Annotated in this window: 18 protein-coding genes, 1 tRNA gene and 1 pseudogene; 7 read left to right on the top strand and 13 right to left on the bottom strand. The window is 72.3% G+C overall.

All coding sequences use genetic code 11. The annotated features are described in order from the left end of the window. Positions 1–87 precede the first annotated feature (87 nt). Entirely contained in the window at positions 88–1,632 is a 1,545-nt protein-coding gene (locus tag OG858_RS13870) for a hypothetical protein (protein ID WP_408059397.1), read from the bottom strand. Between the two features lie 99 nt (positions 1,633–1,731). Then, positions 1,732–2,517 carry a DUF4097 family beta strand repeat-containing protein gene (locus OG858_RS13865; RefSeq protein ID WP_086753991.1) on the bottom strand — a complete coding sequence of 262 codons (786 nt, stop codon included), beginning with the start codon at positions 2,515–2,517 and terminating at the stop codon, positions 1,732–1,734. A 153-nt stretch (positions 2,518–2,670) separates the two neighbouring features. Between OG858_RS13865 and OG858_RS13860 the strand changes: the two genes are divergently transcribed. Then, positions 2,671–2,742: transfer RNA gene (locus OG858_RS13860), tRNA-Val, on the top strand. 74 nt (positions 2,743–2,816) lie between these two features. On the opposite strand, the gene OG858_RS13855 is transcribed toward OG858_RS13860, so the two are convergent. After that, on the bottom strand, positions 2,817–3,143 hold the full coding sequence (locus OG858_RS13855; RefSeq protein WP_328544842.1) for a hypothetical protein: 327 nt from the start codon (positions 3,141–3,143) through the stop codon (positions 2,817–2,819). 145 nt (positions 3,144–3,288) lie between these two features. Between OG858_RS13855 and OG858_RS13850 the strand changes: the two genes are divergently transcribed. Further along, positions 3,289–4,209: a LysR family transcriptional regulator gene (locus OG858_RS13850; RefSeq protein ID WP_319064683.1), complete on the top strand. Its 921-nt coding sequence runs from the start codon at positions 3,289–3,291 to the stop codon at positions 4,207–4,209. A gap of 189 nt (positions 4,210–4,398) precedes the next feature. Here the strand turns inward: OG858_RS13850 and OG858_RS13845 are convergent, their stop codons facing one another. Beyond that, entirely contained in the window at positions 4,399–5,307 is a 909-nt protein-coding gene (locus OG858_RS13845) for a ketopantoate reductase family protein (RefSeq protein WP_327723946.1), read from the bottom strand. Positions 5,308–5,480: 173 nt separating this feature from the next. Here OG858_RS13845 and OG858_RS13840 point away from each other — a divergent pair, with 173 nt between their 5' ends. Continuing rightward, positions 5,481–5,708 (top strand): DUF2277 domain-containing protein, encoded by a 228-nt coding sequence (locus OG858_RS13840; protein WP_037704742.1) that lies wholly within the window; start codon positions 5,481–5,483, stop codon positions 5,706–5,708. A 276-nt stretch (positions 5,709–5,984) separates the two neighbouring features. On the opposite strand, the gene OG858_RS13835 is transcribed toward OG858_RS13840, so the two are convergent. The 5 genes from OG858_RS13835 to OG858_RS13815 all read right to left on the bottom strand — a co-directional run bounded on the left by OG858_RS13835 (position 5,985) and on the right by OG858_RS13815 (position 12,248). Continuing rightward, positions 5,985–6,596 (bottom strand): DedA family protein, encoded by a 612-nt coding sequence (locus tag OG858_RS13835; RefSeq protein WP_086749217.1) that lies wholly within the window; start codon positions 6,594–6,596, stop codon positions 5,985–5,987. A gap of 239 nt (positions 6,597–6,835) precedes the next feature. Next, positions 6,836–7,291, bottom strand: coding sequence for a DoxX family protein (locus tag OG858_RS13830; protein ID WP_086748076.1), 456 nt, complete (start codon positions 7,289–7,291; stop codon positions 6,836–6,838). Between the two features lie 86 nt (positions 7,292–7,377). Further along, positions 7,378–9,627, bottom strand: a complete 2,250-nt coding sequence (locus tag OG858_RS13825) for an FAD/NAD(P)-binding protein (RefSeq protein ID WP_408059396.1) — start codon at positions 9,625–9,627, stop codon at positions 7,378–7,380. A gap of 167 nt (positions 9,628–9,794) precedes the next feature. After that, positions 9,795–11,462, bottom strand: coding sequence for an alkaline phosphatase D family protein (locus tag OG858_RS13820; protein ID WP_328544844.1), 1,668 nt, complete (start codon positions 11,460–11,462; stop codon positions 9,795–9,797). Positions 11,463–11,603: 141 nt separating this feature from the next. After that, the gene (locus tag OG858_RS13815; protein WP_086748073.1) at positions 11,604–12,248 is read right to left on the bottom strand and encodes an HNH endonuclease family protein; all 645 of its coding nucleotides are present in this window, start codon (positions 12,246–12,248) and stop codon (positions 11,604–11,606) included. Positions 12,249–12,880: 632 nt separating this feature from the next. Between OG858_RS13815 and OG858_RS13810 the strand changes: the two genes are divergently transcribed. Beyond that, positions 12,881–13,468, top strand: coding sequence for a TMEM165/GDT1 family protein (locus tag OG858_RS13810; RefSeq protein WP_086748072.1), 588 nt, complete (start codon positions 12,881–12,883; stop codon positions 13,466–13,468). A gap of 162 nt (positions 13,469–13,630) precedes the next feature. After that, positions 13,631–14,299, top strand: a complete 669-nt coding sequence (locus tag OG858_RS13805; RefSeq protein WP_086748071.1) for an HAD family hydrolase — start codon at positions 13,631–13,633, stop codon at positions 14,297–14,299. A 77-nt stretch (positions 14,300–14,376) separates the two neighbouring features. Here the strand turns inward: OG858_RS13805 and OG858_RS13800 are convergent. From OG858_RS13800 to OG858_RS13790, 3 genes and pseudogenes are all read right to left on the bottom strand, one after another. Then, a pseudogene (locus tag OG858_RS13800) lies at positions 14,377–14,553 on the bottom strand (imine reductase family protein); the annotation flags it as partial. Between the two features lie 236 nt (positions 14,554–14,789). Then, positions 14,790–15,110, bottom strand: coding sequence for an antibiotic biosynthesis monooxygenase family protein (locus OG858_RS13795; RefSeq protein ID WP_086748070.1), 321 nt, complete (start codon positions 15,108–15,110; stop codon positions 14,790–14,792). Positions 15,111–15,240: 130 nt separating this feature from the next. Then, positions 15,241–15,477, bottom strand: coding sequence for a peptidoglycan-binding domain-containing protein (locus tag OG858_RS13790; RefSeq protein ID WP_319064679.1), 237 nt, complete (start codon positions 15,475–15,477; stop codon positions 15,241–15,243). Between OG858_RS13790 and OG858_RS13785 the strand changes: the two genes are divergently transcribed. Together OG858_RS13785 and OG858_RS13780 are read left to right on the top strand one after the other, a co-directional pair. Then, positions 15,467–16,228 carry a hypothetical protein gene (locus tag OG858_RS13785; protein ID WP_328544845.1) on the top strand — a complete coding sequence of 254 codons (762 nt, stop codon included), beginning with the start codon at positions 15,467–15,469 and terminating at the stop codon, positions 16,226–16,228. The two genes, OG858_RS13790 and OG858_RS13785, sit on opposite strands and share 11 nt — an antisense overlap. 425 nt (positions 16,229–16,653) lie before the next feature. Further along, entirely contained in the window at positions 16,654–18,891 is a 2,238-nt protein-coding gene (locus OG858_RS13780) for an MDR family MFS transporter (RefSeq protein WP_408059395.1), read from the top strand. Here OG858_RS13780 and OG858_RS13775 read toward each other — a convergent pair. Next, entirely contained in the window at positions 18,875–19,417 is a 543-nt protein-coding gene (locus tag OG858_RS13775; protein WP_319259672.1) for a GNAT family N-acetyltransferase, read from the bottom strand. The two genes, OG858_RS13780 and OG858_RS13775, sit on opposite strands and share 17 nt — an antisense overlap. Positions 19,418–19,627 lie beyond the last annotated feature (210 nt).

Genomic DNA, 19,627 nt, shown 5'->3' with positions numbered 1-19,627 from the left:
CGAGGGGCTCGACCGGGCAACCCAGTGCCCCGGGGGGCGACCGGGCTGCCCTGGGCCCCGCCCCGGCCCGGGAGGGGCCGGGGCGCCTCAGGTGGCGCCCGCGCCGCGCTCCTTGCGGATCAGGTCGACGACCCGGGCCACGTTCTGCCGTACGGCCTCGGTCTCCGTCAGGAAGTGCCAGTAGTCGGGGTGGCGTCCCTCCAGTGCGGCGATCGCCCGGTCCAGACGGCCCACGGAGTCGTCCAGCGGGCGGGCGTGGCGCGGGTCGGGGGTGGAGCGGCCGGTCATGGCGAGGCGCTGGGCGTCCCGGAGGGCGAACCGGGTCCGGTCGATCTCCTGCTGGGGGTCCTTCTGTACGGCGTTCAGCTGCCGCAGCCGGTCGCCGGCCGCCGAGACCTCCTCGTCGGTGTGGTTCAGCAGCGCGCGTGCGGTCGACAGCAGCGAGGTCGCGTCCGGCCAGCGCTGGGCGTCCCGCGCGGCCCGCGCCTCGCGCAGCTTCAGCTGGGCCTGCTCGACGTCCCGAGCGGCCTGGTCCGGCACCTGCTGGAGGTCCTGCCAGCAGGCCGCCACGAACCGCCGCCGCAGCTCGCTCAGCACCTGCGGCACCTGCCCCGCGCGGGTGCCCAGCGCCTCCGCGCGGGTGCGCAGCGACACCAGCCGGTGATCGATCTCCGCGGCCTTCTCCGGCAGCCGCTCGGCCTCCGCCCGCACCGCCTCCGCCTCACGCACGACCCGGTCGGCCCGCTCCAGCGTCTCCCGTACGCCGTGCTGCCCGGCCCCCTGGTTCAGCTTGGTCAGCTCGGGCGCGAGAGCGGCCAGCCGGGCAGCGAGGTCGTCGGCCCTCAGCTGCGAACCCCGCACGGCGTCCAGGGCATTGGAGGCGGCGAGCAGGCCCTGCCGGGCGCGCTCCACCGCCGGGACCAGCCGGGCCAGCTGGGTCTCGGCCGTGCCGAGCAGCGGCCCGAGCCCCTGGGCGAACCGGTCCAGCTCCTGTTTGACCCGCCCCAGCTCGTCCTTGGCGGCGGTCAGCTCGGTCCGGGCGCGGGCGGCGACGGAGGCCTCCAGGTCGTCCCGGTCCAGGTCGTGGGCGTCCACGGCGTTGATGTACTGGTGGCTGGCCTCGTCGATCCGCCGCCCCAGCGCCTCGAAGCCGTCGGCCGCGCGGCGGGCGCCGGGGGAGTCGTCCACCGCCGTGATCGTCTCTATCGAGATCCGCAGGTCGCGCTGCGCGGTGTCCAGCTCGTAGAACGCGGCCGCCGCGGCGTCCTTCGCCGCCTGCGCCTCGGCCCGCTGCCCCTCCGCCCGACCCCCGAACCACCGCCGGGTCCCGCCCCCGGCGAAGGAGGCGGGCAGCACGAGCAGGGCGACGAGGGGCAGGGCGAGCAGGGTGACCGCGTCCCGGCCGGCGGAGCGGCGCAGGGGCCGCGAGGGTCGGCCGGGTGGGGGCGCGGGGTTCCGGAGCCGCGGCACGCGGCTGTCCTCCCGCCGCGGTGCGGGGTGGTGGGACAGGGGTGGCGTGGGGCCGTCCGGCAGGGGTGGCGCGGGCTCGTCGGCTGGTCGTGGTGCACGGCTGTGGGTTTGTTGTGCGCTCGGCACAATCGGCGTGTACGGCTCTGCTGGTGTCGCCGTCACTTCCCTCTCCCGTGCTGTCATCCACCCTGACCGGTGCCATTCTCCCACCGGTCAAGGACGAAAACACGGGTCGATCGGTTCGAGCTTCCCGGACGGTTCTCAGCCCAGGTTCCGTACCTTGACCGAGCCGTCCTGGGTGTGGGCGGTCACCACGTGGGAGCTGTCCTCGTCACGGGGCACCGACACATCCACGGAACCGTCCTCGCTGCCGGTCTCCACCCGGTACGACGTGTCGCGCGGCAGTCCGATGCTGATCGAGCCGTCGTCGCTGCGGGACTCCACCAGGTCCGGCACGACGCCGAGTTCGAGCTTGACCGAACCGTCCTTCGTGCTCACCCTGACGCTCCGTGACTCGACACCGAGCGCGCGCACCGAACCGTCGTCGGTGTGCAGCTCCAGCGGCCCGGTGGAGTCGCTGACCCGCACGGCGCCGTCGGCCGACCGGACCTCCAACGGCTCCGCGAAGCCCTTCGCGGCCACACTCCCGTCGTCGCTCCGCACGGCGACGGCGACTCCGCGCGGTACCTCGATCCGGTGCCTGGCCGCGCAGTCGGCGACCATGCCGGAGCACTCCACCCGCAGCTTCAGCCGGTCGTCCCTCATCTCCCAGGTCACCCCCGGCTCCCCGCCGACCATGACCCGCCCCTCGAACCACCGGGTCACCTTCACCTCGTCCACGTCCGCCGCGACCAGTTCGAGCGCCGAGTCGTCAGAGTCGACCGTGAGCGTCCGGCCCTCCAGGGCGAAGCTCCGGTGCTCCGGGTCCCGGTCCTCCCCGGCGTCCGCCCCGCACGCGGCGACGGACGCCATGAGCGCGACGGCGAGGCCGGCGACGACCGCCGCTCCCGTGCGTGACCTGCGAGCCGTACGAGCCGTGCGTGCCATGGCGATCTCCCCTGTCGTCCGTTGTGCTTCGACCGTACGGAGCGGGCGGCTTGAGGGGGATCCGGGCCGCTCCCGGAACAGGGGTGGGGATAACCCCCGGTTACCGGTTTGCCGGGCACTCCCTCGCGCGATGTAGGCTGTCGACTCGTACTCGGGCGTGTAGCTCAGGGGTAGAGCGCCTGCCTTACAAGCAGGATGTCGGCGGTTCGAAACCGTCCATGCCCACCGAGACGAAGACCCCGGCCGCGACGGCCGGGGTCTTTCGCATGTCCGGGGTTCGCTTGTCGGTCCCGCGTGTGTCAGGAACCGTGGGCGTGCTTGAGGCGGGTGCGGGCCTCGACCTTCTCCTCGGTCGCGACCTCCGCCCAGAAGCGGTGACAGCTCACGAAGACCGCCAGTTCCCGCTCGCGCTCACGGAGCTTCTCCACCTCGGCCTGCTCGTCGGGGGTCCAGCCAGGGGAGGCGGGGCGCTCGACCTTCCGCCAGCCGTGGTCGTCACTGAAGGCGTCCAGGGGTTCGACCGACCAGGGCAGCCGCTTCAGCAGTGCCAGGAGCTCGGCCCGGACCTGATGCAGCTCCTCCTGACCGGCGAGGAGGTCGCTGGGAAAGTCATAGGTCTTAGCCACGCGGCAATGGTACGCCTGTTCGATTTTGGGATGCGAGTTCCTTCTGTCACTTCGGGCCCGGCTTCATCCGAACGGGTGGATGGGGGGAGGGAAGCCCTTGAGGGTGGGTCTCTCACCCAAGCTCGACCTTGGGTACCTTCGTTCCGTGACCCTCGACGATCTCCGTGTCTTCGTCGCCGTCTGCCGGGCCGGGAGCCTGAGCGCGGTGGCCCGTGAGCTGGGCTGCACCCAGTCGGCGGTGAGTCAGCACGTACGGCGGCTGGAGCGGGAGGTCGGCGTCGGGCTGGTGGAGCGGCAGGCCCGCGGGGTCGTGCCGACCCGGGCCGGGCGGGTGCTCCAGGAGGCGGCGGCCGAGGGCCTCACCGGGCTGGACCTCGCGCTGCGCAGGCTGGCCGAGATGGTGCGCGGCGACGGCGGCGTCGTACGGATCGCGACCGGCGGTACGACCGTGCGGCACTTCATGGCGCAGGGCATCGTCGACTTCCGGCGCTCGTACCCGGACGTGGGCCTGGAGTTCCGGACCGAGCGGTCGAGCGCCGGGTGCCGCGACGCGCTGGCCGACCCGTCCCGGGACCTCGACCTGTCGTGGGTGACCCTCGGGCCCGCCGTCCGCGGCATCGAGCAGCGGGCCGTGGCGGAGCTGCCCTGGGTGCTCGCCGTGCGCGCCGACGACGAACTCGCCGGGCGGGAGCGGGTGGAGGGCGGCGAGCTGGACGGGATGCGGCTCATCGGACTGCCGGAGAACTCCACCTCGTACGCCCATCTCGACGCCGCCTACCGAGAGTTGGGAATCTCCGTCAGCTCTTCCGGTGCCGGTGTCGCCGACTGGGACACCGCGATCCTCCTCACCGAACTCGGCGTCGGCCACGCCGTCGTCCCCGCACTCCCGGGCTGGACCGGACCCGGCCACCCCGGGCTGCGCTTCGTCCCGGTCCCCGATCTGCCCCCGCTCACCGTCGGCTGGGCCGTACGGCGCTGGGAGGCGCTGTCACCACCTGCCCGCGCCTTCGCGGACACGGTGGCCCGGCACGCGGTGCGGGTGGGGGGCGGGGTGCGGGCGGTGTAGGAGCCTGGGCCCCGGACTGCGACCGGGGCCGGGGCCGGGTCCGGGGCACGTTCAGTGGCCTGCTGCCCGCAGTTCCGCCACGACCTCGGTCGTGGCAGGGTGCGGGCGGTGTAGGAGCCCCGGCCCCGGCCCCGGCCCCGGCCCCGGACCGGGTGCAGGGCCGGGGCCGGGTGCGGGGCCGGGGCACGTTCAGTGGCCCGCTGCCCGCAGTTCGGCCACGACCGCGGTCGCCACGGGTGTCGGTACGCCGTGTCGCTCGGCCGCGCGGAGCAACGCGCCGCCGATCGCGTCCAGTTCGAGGGGACGGCCGGCCTCCGCGTCGCGTTGCATGGAGGACCTGGTGGTGGGCGGGAAGGCGTCGTAGCGGCGGAGCGCCTCGGCCGGGTCCACGGGGGCGCCGACGGCCGCGCTGACCGCCGCCGTCTCCTCGACCAGGGCGGTCAGTTGCCCGCGGTGCTGCGTGCGGATCTCGCCGAGGGGCAGGCCGTGGCGGGTCGTCAGCAGGGCGAACGGGGCCAGGAACGACATCTTCGCCCACAGCACCGCCGTCTCGTCCGGCAGGACGCGAGTGCCCACTCCGGCCCATTCCAGCGCTCCGGCAAGGGAGTTGAGGCGGCCCGGAGGGACCGAGTCGCCGGTCAGGTCGACCTCCGCGAAGGGGCTGCCGTGCTCGATGACGCCCGGGGCGACCCGGGTCGACTCCACGCGGATGGTGGCGGGGGCGACGGGGACGGTCCCGCCGTAGTGGGCGCGGAGGATCGCCGGGTGCTCGACGCCGTTCAGGAACGGTACGACCAGGGTGCCGGGGCCCAGGGCCGCCGCCGGGAGCCGGTCCAGGGCGGCCGGCAGGGCGGTGTGCTTCACCGCGATCAGGGCCGCGTCGACCGGTTCGCCGAGTTGCGTCGCGGTCTCCACGCGGGCGGTGAACTCGCCGAAGCGGGCGCTTGCCACCTGGATGCCGTCCTTCTCCAGGGCCTGCGCGGTCGCCTCCCCGGCCAGGCAGATCACGCGGTTCCCGGCGCGGGCCAGGAGCGCGGCGAGCAGTCCGCCCACGCCGCCCGGGCCCAGTACCGCCACCGTGAGCCGATCGTTCGTCATGGTCCCCTCGTTTCCGCCGGGTGGGTCGAGCCGGCCTCGGTGATGATCACAAGGGGTGGAGAGCGGAGTCAATCCTCGGGGGACCTTGCCGATACCCAAGGAACTGTTTGGGAAGGGCGGTGACCTGGGCCGTCGGCCTGGGGTTGTGCGGGCGTACGCGCGAGACTGGGGTCATGTGCCGCAGCATCAAGACCCTTCGACCGCCCGTCCTGCCCGAGGAGGCCACCGAGGACGACATTCGTGCCGCTGCTCTTCAGTACGTTCGCAAGGTCTCCGGGTTCCGTGCGCCTGCGGCGCACAATCGTGAGGTCTTCGATCATGCGGTGGAGGTGATCGCGGCGGCTACGGCGGAGTTGTTGGACGGGCTGGAGGTCAGGGGTGGCGCTCGGCGGGCCGGGTAGTTTCCTCGCCCCCGCCACCCCTACCCGTCCCATCCCCCAGGGGCGCTGCCCCTTCGACCCCGGGTGTTGGCTCTTCGGGTGCGGGTGGGTGGGGCTTCTCGCGCAGTTCCCCGCGCCCCTGAAAGACCAGGCCCCTGCGGGCCTGGAAAACCACGGCCCTGCGGGCCTGAAAAGCGCGGGGCGCAGCCCCTGCTTTTCAGGGGCGCGGGGAACTGCGCGACCAGCCCCCACCCACCCGCACCCTGAGAACGCACCCCCGAGTCGGCCCGCGTCGGGTCAGTCGGCGGTGCGAGGGTGGCGCATGAAGTACGCCGCTGCCGCGCCCGCGCCGAAGAGGGCCGCCAAGGACACCGCCGTCGCGAGCCAGGTCGGGCCGAGCCACTGGGCGCCGAAATAGCCGAGGGCGACGCTGTAGGCGGCCCAGGCGAGGCCGGCGAGGGCGGACCAGGGGAGGAAGTCGCGGGCGCGATGGCGGGCGGCGCCGGCGCCGAGGGAGACGACGGAACGGCCCGCGGGGGCGAAGCGGGCGACGACCACCAGGAGGCCGCCACCTCGGGCGAGCGCGGCGCCGAGACGTTCCTGCGCGGTCGTCAGGCGTCGGGAGCGGGCGATGGCGCGGTCGAGCCGGGCGCTGCCCCGCCAGGCGAGGCGGTAGGCCACCAGGTCACCGACCACGGACGCGGTCGCCGCCGAGAGCATCAGCACCAGGATGTCGGGGACCTCGCGGGCCATCGCTCCCGCCGCCGTCTCGGCCGCGGCCGCCGTGGCCACCGCGACGACCAGGACACCGCTCGGGAGGACCGGGAGGAACACGTCCAACATGATGGACACGCCCACGACGGCGTAGATCCATGGGCCGGCGGCCAGCCAACCCAGACTCTCAAGCACCGAGCACTCCCTGTTTTCCCCCGACGGCACGGTGACCCGTGACAGCCGATCAGCGTACGCCCCGGGTATGACAGAAGGCTCACAGGGGCTCATGTGTCTGTCACACCGTGTTCATCCGGACAGTGCGCCGAGAGGGGGCGGGTGAGGAAGGGGCGAGGAGGGGTGGGGGAGCGGGTGCGGCCGCCGGGGGCGAGTCGTGCCCCCGGCGGCCCGTTCGTGCCGGTGGCGACCGGGGTGCGTCAGGCCGTCACAGGGGCCTTGCTCGTGGTGGCCTTGCCCGTGGACGCGGCCTGGCGCTTGGTGAAGAACTGGTCGAGGCCGAGCGCGCCGGAGCCGGTGAAGACGAGGAGGAACATGGCCCAGCAGTAGAGGGCCGCGCCCTCTCCGCCGTTCTCGACCGGCCACAGGGCCTGCGGCTGGTGGACCTTGAAGTACGCGTAGGCCATGGCTCCCGAGGCGATGAACGCCGCGGCGCGGGTGCCGAGGCCGAGGAGGACCAGGGAGCCGCCGACGAGTTCGATGACGGCCGCGTACCAGCCGGGCCAGGTGCCGGCGGCGACGGTGCCGCCCTGTCCGTCGGCGCCGCCCAGCAGGCCGAATAGCTTCTGGGCGCCGTGGCAGATGAAGAGCAGGCCGATGACGATGCGGAACAGTCCGAGGACGTATGGCTGGGCGCTGTTGAGGCGTCCGGTCATGGTGGGGGACTCCTTCGGTAGTGACCCGGTCCCGATGGGACCGGTGGGGACGGTTATTACCGATGAGTCATCCACGTTAGGCAGACCTAATCGATGCTTGCAAGTTCAACATCTGGCCAGCTCTTTACCTGCACTTGAGGGGTGTTTTCAGGTGTCGTCGCACGTAGAAGCGCTCGCGCCACGACATCCGCGTCAGAAAGTGTGACCGAATCCACCCCTGGTCGGGCGCCCGCCGCCGTCACCCAGTGCACGCCCTCCGTGGGCACCCCGAAGGCGAACCGCCTTGCGTGTGCGGCACCTTGACGGTCAATCAGATGATAGGGGCGAGATGTCACGTCCAGTCCGCCCGTCTCGTACCCGTCCACCCGGTGCGGGCGGCACCCTCCCGCCCTCAGCAGTCCGGCGAGCAGATCGTCGGCGGTCCTGCGCAGGTCCGGTTCGGGGAGGCGGGCCTCGACGACCGTCGTCACCCGGACCGCCGACCCCGGCACCTCGGGCGAGCGGGCCAGCCAGGCCCCGTCCTCCGGCCTCACCTCCAGCCGTGGGCCGAGCACGGTCAGTACGCCCGCCTCGATCAGCGCGGACATCTCCTCGATACGGCTGCGCGGCGGCCCGATCGACAGGAACGCGTTCAACGGCGTGTACCAGCGGTCCAGATGCTCCCGGCGCGACGCTCCCGCCAGCCCGCCGTGGTCCACGATCAGCCGCACCTCGTTCCGCAGGTCCCGCAGTACGTCCAGCGCGGCCTTCACCGGCCCCTCGACGTTCCCGAGCTCAGCCTGAGCCGCGTCCTCCCGCAGATACTCCAGCAGCCACCCCCGCCACTCCTCGGTGTCCGCGAACTCCCGCTCCGCGTACGGCCACAGGACCCGGTCCCACGACCACCGGTCCGCCTCCACCACCCCGAACGCGTCGAGGACGGCGGTCTCCTGGGGCGAACGGTGGGGTGCGGCGAGGAAGCGGTCACGGAAGGAGGTGAGGGAGGGGCCGCGGGAGGCGTCACCGATGAAGGCGTCGCCGAAGAGGTCGCACGACGGCACGCGAAACGGGTCGTACGACGGACCGCCACGCGAAGTGCCCGGCGAGTTGCCGGGTGAAGCGCTTCGGGAGCCCTCGGGCGAAACGCCTCGGAAGGCGCCCCGGGAGTCGCCCCGGGAGCCACTACGACAGTTGCTTAGGGTGCCGTGCCCCGTCGCCGAAGCCGTCGTCGTCGCCCCCAACACCTTCTCGTAGTAGACCGTTTCGACCTCCTTCGCCACCAACGGCCATATCTCCGCCAGGAAGTCGGGAGCCTCACCGGAGTCCGCGCGTTTACGGAAGGCCGCGATGACCTCGGGGGTCAGGACGAGCGGGGTGTGACGGCCGTAGGGGCCCTTGGCGTTGTCGCCGCGTGCCTGGTACGGGACGCCGCGCCGGGAACCCGCGTACAGACGTGGCTCGTGGCCGGAGGGGACGTACCGCAGGACCCCCTTCCCGCCGTCCTTCCGGCCGTCCGTCCCGCCCTCCTGCTCGTCGTCGGGTACGAAGTGGCCGCCCCGGCCGGTCGTCAGCAGGGCCATGTGGTCGAAGAAGTTGAGGCCGAGGCCGCGCAGCAGGACGGGTTCGCCCGGAGCGACGGGGGAGAGGTCCAGGTCGGCCGGGTTGGCGGGCGGGAAGTGGCGTAGGCCGTGCCGGGCGGCGTACGCGGTCAGGCCCCGCTCGGTCCGGTCCGGGACGGTGGGCAGGTGGCCCTGGGTGAGGACCACGGCGGCGAGGCCGGTGAGCACCCGGCCCGTGGCGAGCGTGAGCCGCTGCCCTCCCCCGGGTGCGTCGTCGGGTGCGTCGTCGAGGCGGACCGCGCGGGTGCCGTGCACCTCGACCCGGATCCCGGGCGGCGCGCCGCGCACCACCTCGGCGAAGACCCACTCCAGATAGCGGCCGTACTGGGCCCGGGTCGGATAGTCGTCGGGCCCCAACTCGTCCGGGCCGCCCCGCTGATGCGACCCGTCCGACCCCCTCTTCCCGCCGGTGGCCCACTCGTACAGGCTCGGTCCCGGGCGTATCGGGCCCGAGCAGTCCACGCTGTCGTCGGTGAACAGGGTGACCTGGGAGGCCACCGTGTTCATCAGCAGGTGGGGGGACTGGGCGGTGCGCCAGACCTGTCCGGGGCCCGGCGGTGCGGGGTCGACGACGTGGACGGTCAGGCGGGTGCCGGGGCGGAGCAGTTCGGGGGCGGAGGCGCAGAGGCGTTCCAGGACGCTGGTGCCGCGCGGGCCGGCGCCGACGAGAGCGATACCGATGTCACTGATCCCTGGAAAATCGGACAAGGGGGTAACTCCCGTGCGTGTGGGGCGCATCGTGGGGCGCGGTACGGCGGACCGCCCGCCGGCAAGCGGACGGTCCGCCTCATCATGCCGCCGTACGTCACGGGAACAGAGCTCTGAAACCCATCAGGCGCGCCAGGTGTGGGATGCCTCACGAGCATCTCGGACACCAGGGGAAACAACCGGACGCAAGGGGTGGATCAGGGGGTGAGCGTCGAATCCATTCCCGTTTCCAGCTCTGCCCTGCCGTCCTTCCGGGCCCGCGCGCGGTCCAGCCGCAGCCGTGCCGAACGGCCGTGCAGCGTCAGCGTCATGAGGTGGTTGCCGAACCAGGGGCCGGCCGTGCGGCGCCAGTCGATCGACGGCCGCGCACCCCGCCCGTGCCGCCCGAACCACCGGCCGAGGGCCCGCCCCGTCCCGCTCCAGCCGAAGCGGAAGCCGAGCCTTATCGAGAGCGGGATGGAGTTGTGCACGGGGGAGCAGGTGAGCTGGAGCACGCGGGCGTCGGGACCTCCCCGATGCCCGGCGCCGCCGTCGGAGGCGTCCTTCGGCCACGACGGTTCGGCGATGTACGCGTGGTGCACGTCCCCGGAGAGCACGAGTACGGTCGCCGGGGCGTCGGCGCCCGAGCCCGCCTCGGCGATCAGCCGGGTCAGGTCCTCGAAGGAGTCGGGGAAGGCCGCCCAGTGCTCCAGATCCGCGCCCTGGCGCAGCTTCTCCCCGAACCGCGCCCAGCGCTCCCCGCGCTCGCCCCGGCACAGGGCGGCGCTCCACGACTCGGCGTCGTGCACGAGGTGAGGCAGGAGCCAGGGCAGGGAGGTACCGATGAGGAGATGGTCGTACGAACCGCGCGCGTCCAGTGCCTGGGTACGCAGCCACTCCGCCTCGCCGGGGTCCAGCATCGAGCGGTTCCGCTCGTCGAGGACGCGCGCGGCCCGGCTGTCGAGCATCAGCACCCGTACGCGCCCGAAGTCCCGCCGGTAGCTCCAGCGGACCGAGGCCGGATCCTGGTCGGCCCGGGAGGCATGGGCGCGCAGCGCGTCCGTACCGTCCGGGGTGGCGCGTACGGCGGCGTGGAGCGGGTCGGCGGCCAGTTCGGCCGGGGAGAGGTTGCCGAGGTGCTGGTGGACCCAGTACGACATCAGGCCGCTCAGGATGCGCTCGCGCCACCAGGGGGTGGCCCGCACTCCGGTGAGCCAGGCCTCGCTGGTGTTCCAGTCGTCGATCACGTCGTGGTCGTCGAAGATCATGCAGCTGGGGACGGTGGAGAACAGCCAGCGGATCTCGGGGTCGAGCCAGGACTCGTAGTAGAGGTGCGTGTACTCCTCGTAGTCCGCGACCTGGTCGCCCGGCGGGTCGGCCAGGTCCCGGCGGGCGGCGAGCCAGTGGCGGGTGGCCTTGGAGGTCTCGTCCGCGTAGACCTGGTCGCCGAGGAGGAGGAGTACGTCGGGGCGCTCGGCCCCCGGGTCGGCGGCCAGCCGGGCGGCCAGGGTGTCCAGGGCGTCGGGGCCCACCGGGTCCGGCTCGCCGGCGGGCGGCGCGGCCCAGCGGCAGGAGCCGAAGGCGACCCGGACGGTGTCGCCCTCGGCCGGGGTGCGGATCTCGGAGGGCGGGTGGGAGGAGTCGGGCAGGGGCCACACCGGCGTGCCGTCGAGCAGGACCTCGTACGCCGAGGTCGTGCCCGGTGCGAGGCCCGTCACCGGGACCAGCGCGTAGTGGTGGCCGGCGATCTGGAAGGTGCGGGCCTCGCCGCGCCCGCCGCCGGCGCACCGCACCTCGGCGAGACACGGACGGCTCGCCTCGACCCACACGGTCGCGGACGAGCCGTCCACATAGCGAAGCAGTGGTCCCAGGCGCAGCCCGGTCATCGCGATCACCTTCCTCCGTCGCCCCGTACGGTACGGAACGACGGAGGGGAACGGGGAGGTTCCGGACCACATTGCCGACCGGTTCAGCACTCTGCCGCGTTCAGCGGCCGGTGCGGTTCGGCTGTTCGCCGGGCAGGCGGTTCAGCAGCTCGCCAGGTAGCTGGTGAGGGCACTCTTCTCGGCGGAGTCGACGGAGAGGTCGTAGTAGTACTTCACCTGGACCCAGGCGCGGACGTACGTGCAGGTGTACGCCGTGCGCGACGGCATCCATTCGGCCGGGTCCTGGTCGCTCTTCGACTGGTTCACGTTGTCCGTGACGGCGATGAGCTGCGGGCGGGTGAGGTCGTTGGCGAAGTTCTGGCGCTGGGTGCTGGTCCAGCCGTCGGCGCCGGAGTCCCAGGCCTCGGCCAGCGGTACCAGGTGGTCGATGTCCAGGTCGGAGGCGGCGGTCCAGGTGGCGCCGTCGTAGGGGGAGTACCAACTGCCGCTGGTGGCGGCACAGGCGGAGCTGGTGACGACGTTCGTACCGTCGCGCTTGAGGACCGTCTCGCGGGTGTTGCAGGTGCCGCTGATGGTGATCCAGTGGTTGAACAGGTCCCGGTCGTAGCCGGTGCGGTCCTCGGTCGCCACGGTGAGGGTGGCGAGGTAGGAGCGGGCGGTGGCGGCGCTGACCGGGGTGGGGAGCGCGGCGGAGGCGGTGGGAGCGTTGAAGAGCGCGACGGAGGCTATCAATCCGCTGAGCGCCGCGAGTATGCTGACTCGTCGACGCGCGTAGAACCTGCGCATGTGAACTCCTTGTGGGGCCGGGGGATTGGGCGGAGCGTGGGGGCGCGAGCGATTGAAGGGTCGCGCCGCTGTGTTACCGGCGGATGTGCGTCTGGTGAGAAGCTAGTGACGTGCGCATGACACGACAAGGGTTGCGGTCGTGATTGTGCCGCCGGGGGGTCAAAACGGATGCGCGGCTGTAGGTCGGCTGTGCGTCGACTGTGGGTCCGTTGTGGGTCGGGTGCGGGTGCTACGTCGTGGTTGCCCGCACAGTTCCCGCAGACCTTGAGGGGCAGGGGCTGCGCCCGTGCTCCTCGGCCCGCAGTGGTGGGGGGAACCGTGCGACCGGCACCCGTCCACTCACCCACCCGCATTCGCCTGCGCAACCCCGGCGCCCCCACCCTCCGGGGGTGCCGCGTACCATGGACCCCGCAGAAGGGGAGTAGCTCTTCGCCGGACCGTCGACATACTGCTCAGCTCGTCTGAGCCGGCGCCCGGAGGCGGGTCCTGTCGATCGGGACCGGCCAGCGAGACCTTCGGCAAGCAGTGCACCGTCCGTGCCGTCCGGCGCGGACGATCCGTGTGCTGCCGTGCCGAGGTGTCGCGTCAGTGGATGATTCTCTCGGTGGGGTGGCCCGACCGATTGAGGAAACTTGATCAGCTTCAGTGTCACGGCGCTCGTCTTCGGCGTCGTCTTCCTCGCCGAACTCCCGGACAAGACCGCGCTCGCCGGTCTCGTCCTCGGCACCCGCTACCGCGCCTCGTACGTCTTCGCCGGGGTCGCCGCCGCGTTCGCCGTGCACGTCACGCTCGCGGTGGCGGCGGGCAGTGTCCTCACCCTGCTGCCGCAGCAGATCGTGCACGCGCTGACGGGCGTGCTGTTCCTGGGCGGCGCCGCGGTGCTGCTCATGACGAAGGGCGGCGCCGATGGCGACGCGGAGATCCGGCGGCCCGAGGACCAGAGCTTCTGGAAGGTCTCGGGGGCGGGTTTCATGCTCATCCTGGTCGCCGAGTTCGGGGATCTGACGCAGATCATGACGGCGAACCTCGCGGCCCGGTACGACGATCCGCTGTCCGTCGGGCTCGGGGCGGTCCTCGCGCTGTGGGCCGTGGCGGGGCTCGGCATCGTCGGCGGCAAGGCGCTGATGAAGCGGGTGCCGCTGAAGCTGATCACGCAGGTCGCCGCCGTGCTGATGGTGGGGCTCGGTGTGTGGAGTCTGTGGGAGGCCGTGGCGGGATGAGTGAGGGGGTGGCGGCGCCCCCGTTTATTTTGTACCGTAGAGAAACAAAGTGGCTCCCGCCCGCATTCCCTGACCGGTGGGCGGGGCCGCCTTGTTCCTTCCGGGCCGCCTCGCCGGGTCCGACCATCCGCGGCCCCCTGTTTTCGCGCCTTGGAGCTGCTGATGACGGCCACCACCGTTCTGACCGCCCGCGCCCTCCTGCTGGACATGGACGGCACCCTCGTCAACTCGGACGCCGCCGTCGAACGCGTCTGGCGGCGCTGGGCCGAGCGGCACGGGCTGGACGGCGCCGAGATCATGAAGGTGGTGCACGGCCGCCAGGGGTACGCCACGATGGCCGTCCTCCTGCCCGGCCGGCCCATGGAGCAGAACCTCGCGGACAACGTGCGGATGCTGGCCGAGGAGACCGCCGACGTGGACGGCGTCGTCCCGATACCCGGTGCGCCGGAGTTCCTCGCGTCCCTCGTCGCCGGTGGTGTGCCGCACGCCCTCGTGACCTCGGCGGACGTCGCGCTGTCCACGGCACGGATGGCCGCGGCCGGACTGGCGCTGCCCGACCTGCGCGTCACCGCCGAGTCGGTCGGCGCGAGCAAGCCGGACCCCGAGGGCTTCCTGAAGGGGGCCGCGGAACTGGGCATCCCGCCCGAGGACTGCGTCGTCTTCGAGGACTCCGAGGCGGGGATCGAGGCGGGGCGCGCCGCGGGGATGCGGGTCGTGGGGATCGGGGAACGGGCCAGGTCGCACGGCCCGGACGTGGTGGTGCCCGACCTGACGGCGGTGCGGGTCGAGGTCGCCGAGGACGGGACGGTCCGGCTGCATGTGAGCGGCTGACGGGGAGACGGCGGGGATGCTACCCAGGGGGTACCCCTCGACGTAAATTCGAAAGCGCCCCGGACCCCGCCGTCTCCGACCCCCTCCGCACGGGCCAGCGCCAGGGCGTGGGTGTAGCCGGCGATCGCGGTCCAGAAGAGGTCGAGCAGCGCGATGTCGTACGTCGCCGCCCGGCCGATGTCCTCGCCGAGGTGCGTGTGGGTGCCGCTCAGCGCGTCCAGGGCGGGCCGGTGGGCGCGGTAGAGGTCTCCGGGGCTGCCACGCGACCCTTCGGCCGCGCCCTCAACGCAAGGGTCGCCCGACGGCCGCCGTCCGCCAAGTACCCACAAAAAGGTGGGTACTTATGGGGGTCGGGTGGGGGGGCGATCAGGTGCCGCGCGGGTGCGTCCGGGACGGCACCGGGCCCTCGCCCCGATACCGGTTCGCCCCCGCCCGACGGCAGTTGGACAGCCGTCGGGCGGGGGCGATGGGGTGCTCGGGGTGCTGGGTGTCAGGACCCGGTCTTCGGGCCCGTCTGCTGGAGGACCTCGAACGTCCAGACGCTCGAGTCGGAGGCGGCCGGCTTGGGACGGTCGCCGCCGCCCTGGTGGGCCTGCTTCATGGGGCCCTCCATCCATGCCTTGAAGGCGTCCTCGTCGCGCCAGCGGGTGTAGACGAGGTACTTGTCGGTGCCGTCGACGGGACGCAGCAGCTCGAACCACTCGAAGCCGTCCGAACTCTCGACCACCCCGGCACGGGAAGCGAACCGCTTCTCCAGCACCTCGCGCTGCTCGGCCGGAACCGAGAGGACATTGATCTTGACGATGCTCATGGCCTCATCCTGCATCACGCGAGAGGAGTCGGCGCGGGCCGACCCCTGCCGGCTGCGTCCAGCCCCGGTCACCCGCGTACAGCCCCTGTCGGCCGCGCTCAAGCCCGTCGGCGCGCGTCGACCCCGTCGGTCACGGCGTCTTGGTCTCGGACTCCAGCTGCTCCCGGGTGACCAGGCCGTAGACGCCCGGCTCCTCCATGTCCTTCGTGATGCCGCGGCTGGTCTGGTAGACGAGGACGGCCTGTTCGACCTGGCTGTCGAAGCTCTCGTCGATGTCGCCGTTGTAGATGCCCAGCTGGCGCAGCCGGAGCTGGAGTTCGGTCACCTCGGGGTCGTCGTCGCCGAGGCGGAGCGTCTTGGGTACCACGAGCCGGCTGTCGCCCGCCTCGTCCGCGCCGGCGGCCGACGAGCCGGTGGAGGCGCCGGCGCTGGGCCCGCTCTGTGTCGGGTCGGGCGAGGCGGACGGCGACGGCGAGCCGGATGCCTGTGACGGCGAAGGAGAAGGGGACGGGCTCTTCGTGGGGCTCGGCGACGCCGCGCTGCCGCCCGGCGGAGCCGGTGCGGGTGCACCGCCCCCGCCCTCCCCGGACGGTTCCACCGGCGAGGCCTCCCCGTCCGGCGACGTGTCCGGCGCGCTCGCCCGCAGGTCGTCCGGCAGCGCGCGGTTCCGCTCGGGGGTGTCGTACGAGAACAGGCCGCTCGCGAACCCGGCGGCAGCCATCACCCCCGCGGCGGCGGTCCCGGCGAGGGCGACGACGAGCCCCGCACGGCGGCGGCGTCGACGTCCGGAGCGCCCCGCTGACGGGGAGGAGAGTGAGGTGGAGAGGGCGGCGGGAGCGACCGGTGACGCGAAGGGCGTGGGGGCGGTCGGCATGGCACCCGAGGCCGGCCGGGCCGAGGGAGGCGACGCGTACGGCGAGGGCGATGCCGGGGCCGAGAACAGCGCCTGGGTCGAAGCGGCGCTCGACGTGCTCGACGTGCTCGGCGTACTCGATGCGCTCGGCGCGTCGGATCCGGCCCGGCCCCCGCCCCGCCGCTCGAACATCCGTACGTCCGTCGCCTCTGGCCCGATCGCCGTCGCCGCCGTGGTCACCGGCATGGCGATCGTCGAGGTCTGATCGGGTCCCGGCCCGCCCGGCGCGGTTCCGCCCGCCCCGTCGTTCTCGTCGCCCAGTTCCACGTAGGGGCGTATCCGGAGGGGGTCGAAGTCCTCCGCGGCCGCCGCCTCGGCCGTACGGGCTTCGAGAAGGGCCTCGGACGCGCGGCGGCCGCACGCGCAGGACGGCGTGCCGTCCGAGGCCCGGGGTGTGAAGCATTCCGGGCATATGTGGCTGGTCGGTCCACTCACGTGTCGTTCCTCCCCGCGAAGACTCCAGAGTTTAAGCAAACGGTCGCCACAGAATCTCCCAGGCGCCCCGGGAATCACAGGTTCCGGAACGGCTCGACAGGCCATAACCGGTCACACCGACCACGATGGAATGGAACCGGAGGAAGAGGAAACTGGGGACGTTGTACGAGGCCCTCGGGCCCTCGGGAGGTCTGCATGACCGATGACACCGGCCACGCCGCCGCCGACGACGGCAAGGAACCCACGAAGCCCGCCGACGCCGACGCCGACAGCGCGAACACGGGCACCGCGCACACCGTCGCCGGCACCGACGCCCCCGCCGGACGCGCGCCCTCTGACGGCCCCCGTGGCCAGGGCGTGCCCGTCGCCGAAGGGGTGCCCGGTGGTGTGATGGTCTCCATCGGGGCCCTCCTGCTGGGCATGCTGCTGGCGGCGCTCGACCAGACGATCGTGTCGACGGCGCTGCCGACGATCGTGAGCGACCTCGGCGGGCTGGAACACCTCTCGTGGGTGGTCACGGCGTACATGCTGGCCGCGACGGCGGCGACACCGCTGTGGGGCAAGCTCGGCGACCAGTTCGGCCGAAAGAGGCTTTTCCAGACGGCGATCGTGATTTTTCTCATCGGGTCGGCGCTGTGCGGAATGGCACAGAACATGCCCCAGTTGATCGGGTTCCGTGCCCTGCAGGGGCTCGGCGGCGGCGGGTTGATGGTGCTGTCGATGGCGATCGTCGGGGATCTGGTCCCGCCGCGTGAACGTGGGCGCTACCAAGGGTTGTTCGGCGCGGTGTTCGGTGCGACGAGTGTGCTCGGGCCGCTGCTCGGCGGGCTGTTCACCGAGCATCTGAGCTGGCGTTGGGTGTTCTACGTCAACCTGCCGGTCGGAGCGGTGGCGTTGCTCGTCATCACCGCCGTGCTGCGCATCCCGCGCAAGGCGGAGCGGCATGTCATCGACTACCTCGGCACTTTCCTCATCGCCTCCGTGGCCACCTGTCTGGTCCTGGTCGCCTCCCTCGGCGGCACCACCTGGGACTGGAACTCGCCGCAGATCACCGGCCTTTCCGTACTGGCCGTGCTGCTCGTCGTCGTCTTCGTGGCCGTCGAGCGGCGGGCCGCCGAACCCGTCCTGCCCCTCAAGCTGTTCCGTGTCCGCACCTTCACCCTCTCCGCCGTGATCAGCTTCGTCGTCGGCTTCGCGATGTTCGGCGCGATGACCTATCTGCCGACGTTCCTCCAGGTCGTGCACGGTGTGTCGCCGACCATGTCGGGTGTGCACATGCTGCCGATGGTGTTCGGGCTGCTGCTGTCCTCGACGGTCTCCGGGCAGATCGTCAGCCGCACGGGCCGTTGGAAGGTGTTCCCCGTCGTCGGCACGGGGGTCACCACGCTGGGCCTGCTGCTCCTGCACCAGCTCGACGCGGACAGCGGCAACGGCGAGATGAGCGCGTACCTGTTCGTCTTCGGGCTCGGGCTCGGTCTGGTCATGCAGGTCCTCGTCCTCGTCGTGCAGAACGCCGTCCCGTACGAGGATCTCGGCGTCGCCACCTCCGGCGCGACCTTCTTCCGGTCCATCGGCGCCTCGTTCGGCGTGGCCGTCTTCGGCACTGTCTTCGCCGGGCACCTCGGCGAGAAGCTCACCGACGCGCTCGACGGGGCCCAGCTCCCGTCCGGCGTGAGCGTGGACGGGCTGAAGGCCGACCCGCGTGAGATCGCCGAACTCCCGGCCGCGCTGCGCCCCTCCGTCCTCGACGCGTACGCCTCCTCCATCACCGACGTCTTCCTCTACGCGGCACCGGTCGCCCTCCTCGGCTTCGTCCTCGCCTGGTTCCTGCGCGAGGACCGGCTGCGGGCCTCCGTGACGGCGCCCGACGCCACGGAGACGCTCGCCAGCAACCCGGTCCAGCGGTCGTCGCACGACGAGGTGTGCCGGGCGCTGTCGGTGCTCGGGTCGAGGGAGGGCCGCCGCGACGTCTACCGGAAGATCACCGCACGGGCCGGCTACGACCTGCTGCCCGCCACGAGCTGGCTGCTGCTGCGGATCCGGCGGTACGGCTGGGCCGAACCGGCCGTGCTCGCGGAACGCAGCACCGTCCCGCTGGACATGATCATGGCCGCGACCCGGCAGGTCGAGGAGCGCCGCCTCGCCCGCCGTGACGGCATCGACCTCGTCCTCACCGACACCGGCCACGAGGCCGCCGACAAGCTGGCCAAGGCCCGCGAGGACTCCCTCGCCGAACTCCTCGGCGACTGGTGGGGCCCCGACCGCCCCACCGACCTCGTCCGTCTCGTCGAGGAACTCAACACCGAGCTGTGCGGCTCGGACGCGGAACGCCCGCACGAGGAAGGGGCGATCACTCGCCGACCGCCGGCCACGACGACCTCCGGTACGCCGCCCACGCCGCCTACTGCTCCCACGTCTACGCCAGTCTCTTAGCGAACCAGTGGTCCGCGTACTCGTGGTCGTTGTGCGGGGCGCTCTCCTCGTAACCGAGCCGGGCGTAGAGCGTGCGGGCCTCGACCAGGTCGCCGCGGGTGTCGAGGACGATCCGTTCGGCGCCGAGTGCGCGGGCCGCGTCCTCGGCCGCCGTCACCAGGAGTGCGGCACCGCCCTTGCCTCGTGCCTCGGTGAGCAGGAAGACCCGCTTCAGTTCGGCCGTCGCGGTGTCCGTCAGCCGCACCCCCGCCGTGCCGACCGGCTCGCCCCCGTACCGCGCCACCAGCAGCACGCCGTCCGGCGGCGCCAGGTACTCCCCGGTGTCCGCCGCGACCTCCCGCTCCAGCTCGTCCGGGTCCGTGGTGTGTCCCTCGTGCAGCAGATACCAGCGGTCGCTGACCTCCGTGTAGTACGCCCGCCAGAGCGCGGCGGCGACGGGGGAGTCGTAGGGCTCCTCGTCCACGGACCAGACGGTCGTCGTGCGGGGCGGGCTGGGTGTGCGGGTCGTGCGGCTCTCGCGGGTCATGCGGGTCATGCGGGTCATGGCGGTCATTGTCGGAAGCGAGGGGCGGTGGCCCGCAAACGATTTTCGCCGTTGTCCTTCTTCCGTCGTCCTTCCGTCGTCCTTCCGTCGTCCTCTTCGCACACTTGCCGTTTGAACGAACGGGTTCGGGCAACCCGGTGCGAAACGGCCCGATGGGGCGAGACGCCTGGGCCGAGGACTCTGGAAGGCATT

Origin of the sequence: Streptomyces europaeiscabiei (genome assembly GCF_036346855.1) — a bacterium.
GTDB classification, from domain to species: Bacteria; Actinomycetota; Actinomycetes; order Streptomycetales; family Streptomycetaceae; genus Streptomyces; species Streptomyces europaeiscabiei.
The sequence above is the reverse complement of the archived record's forward strand: the minus strand, read 5'-3'. Positions and strand labels throughout refer to the sequence as shown.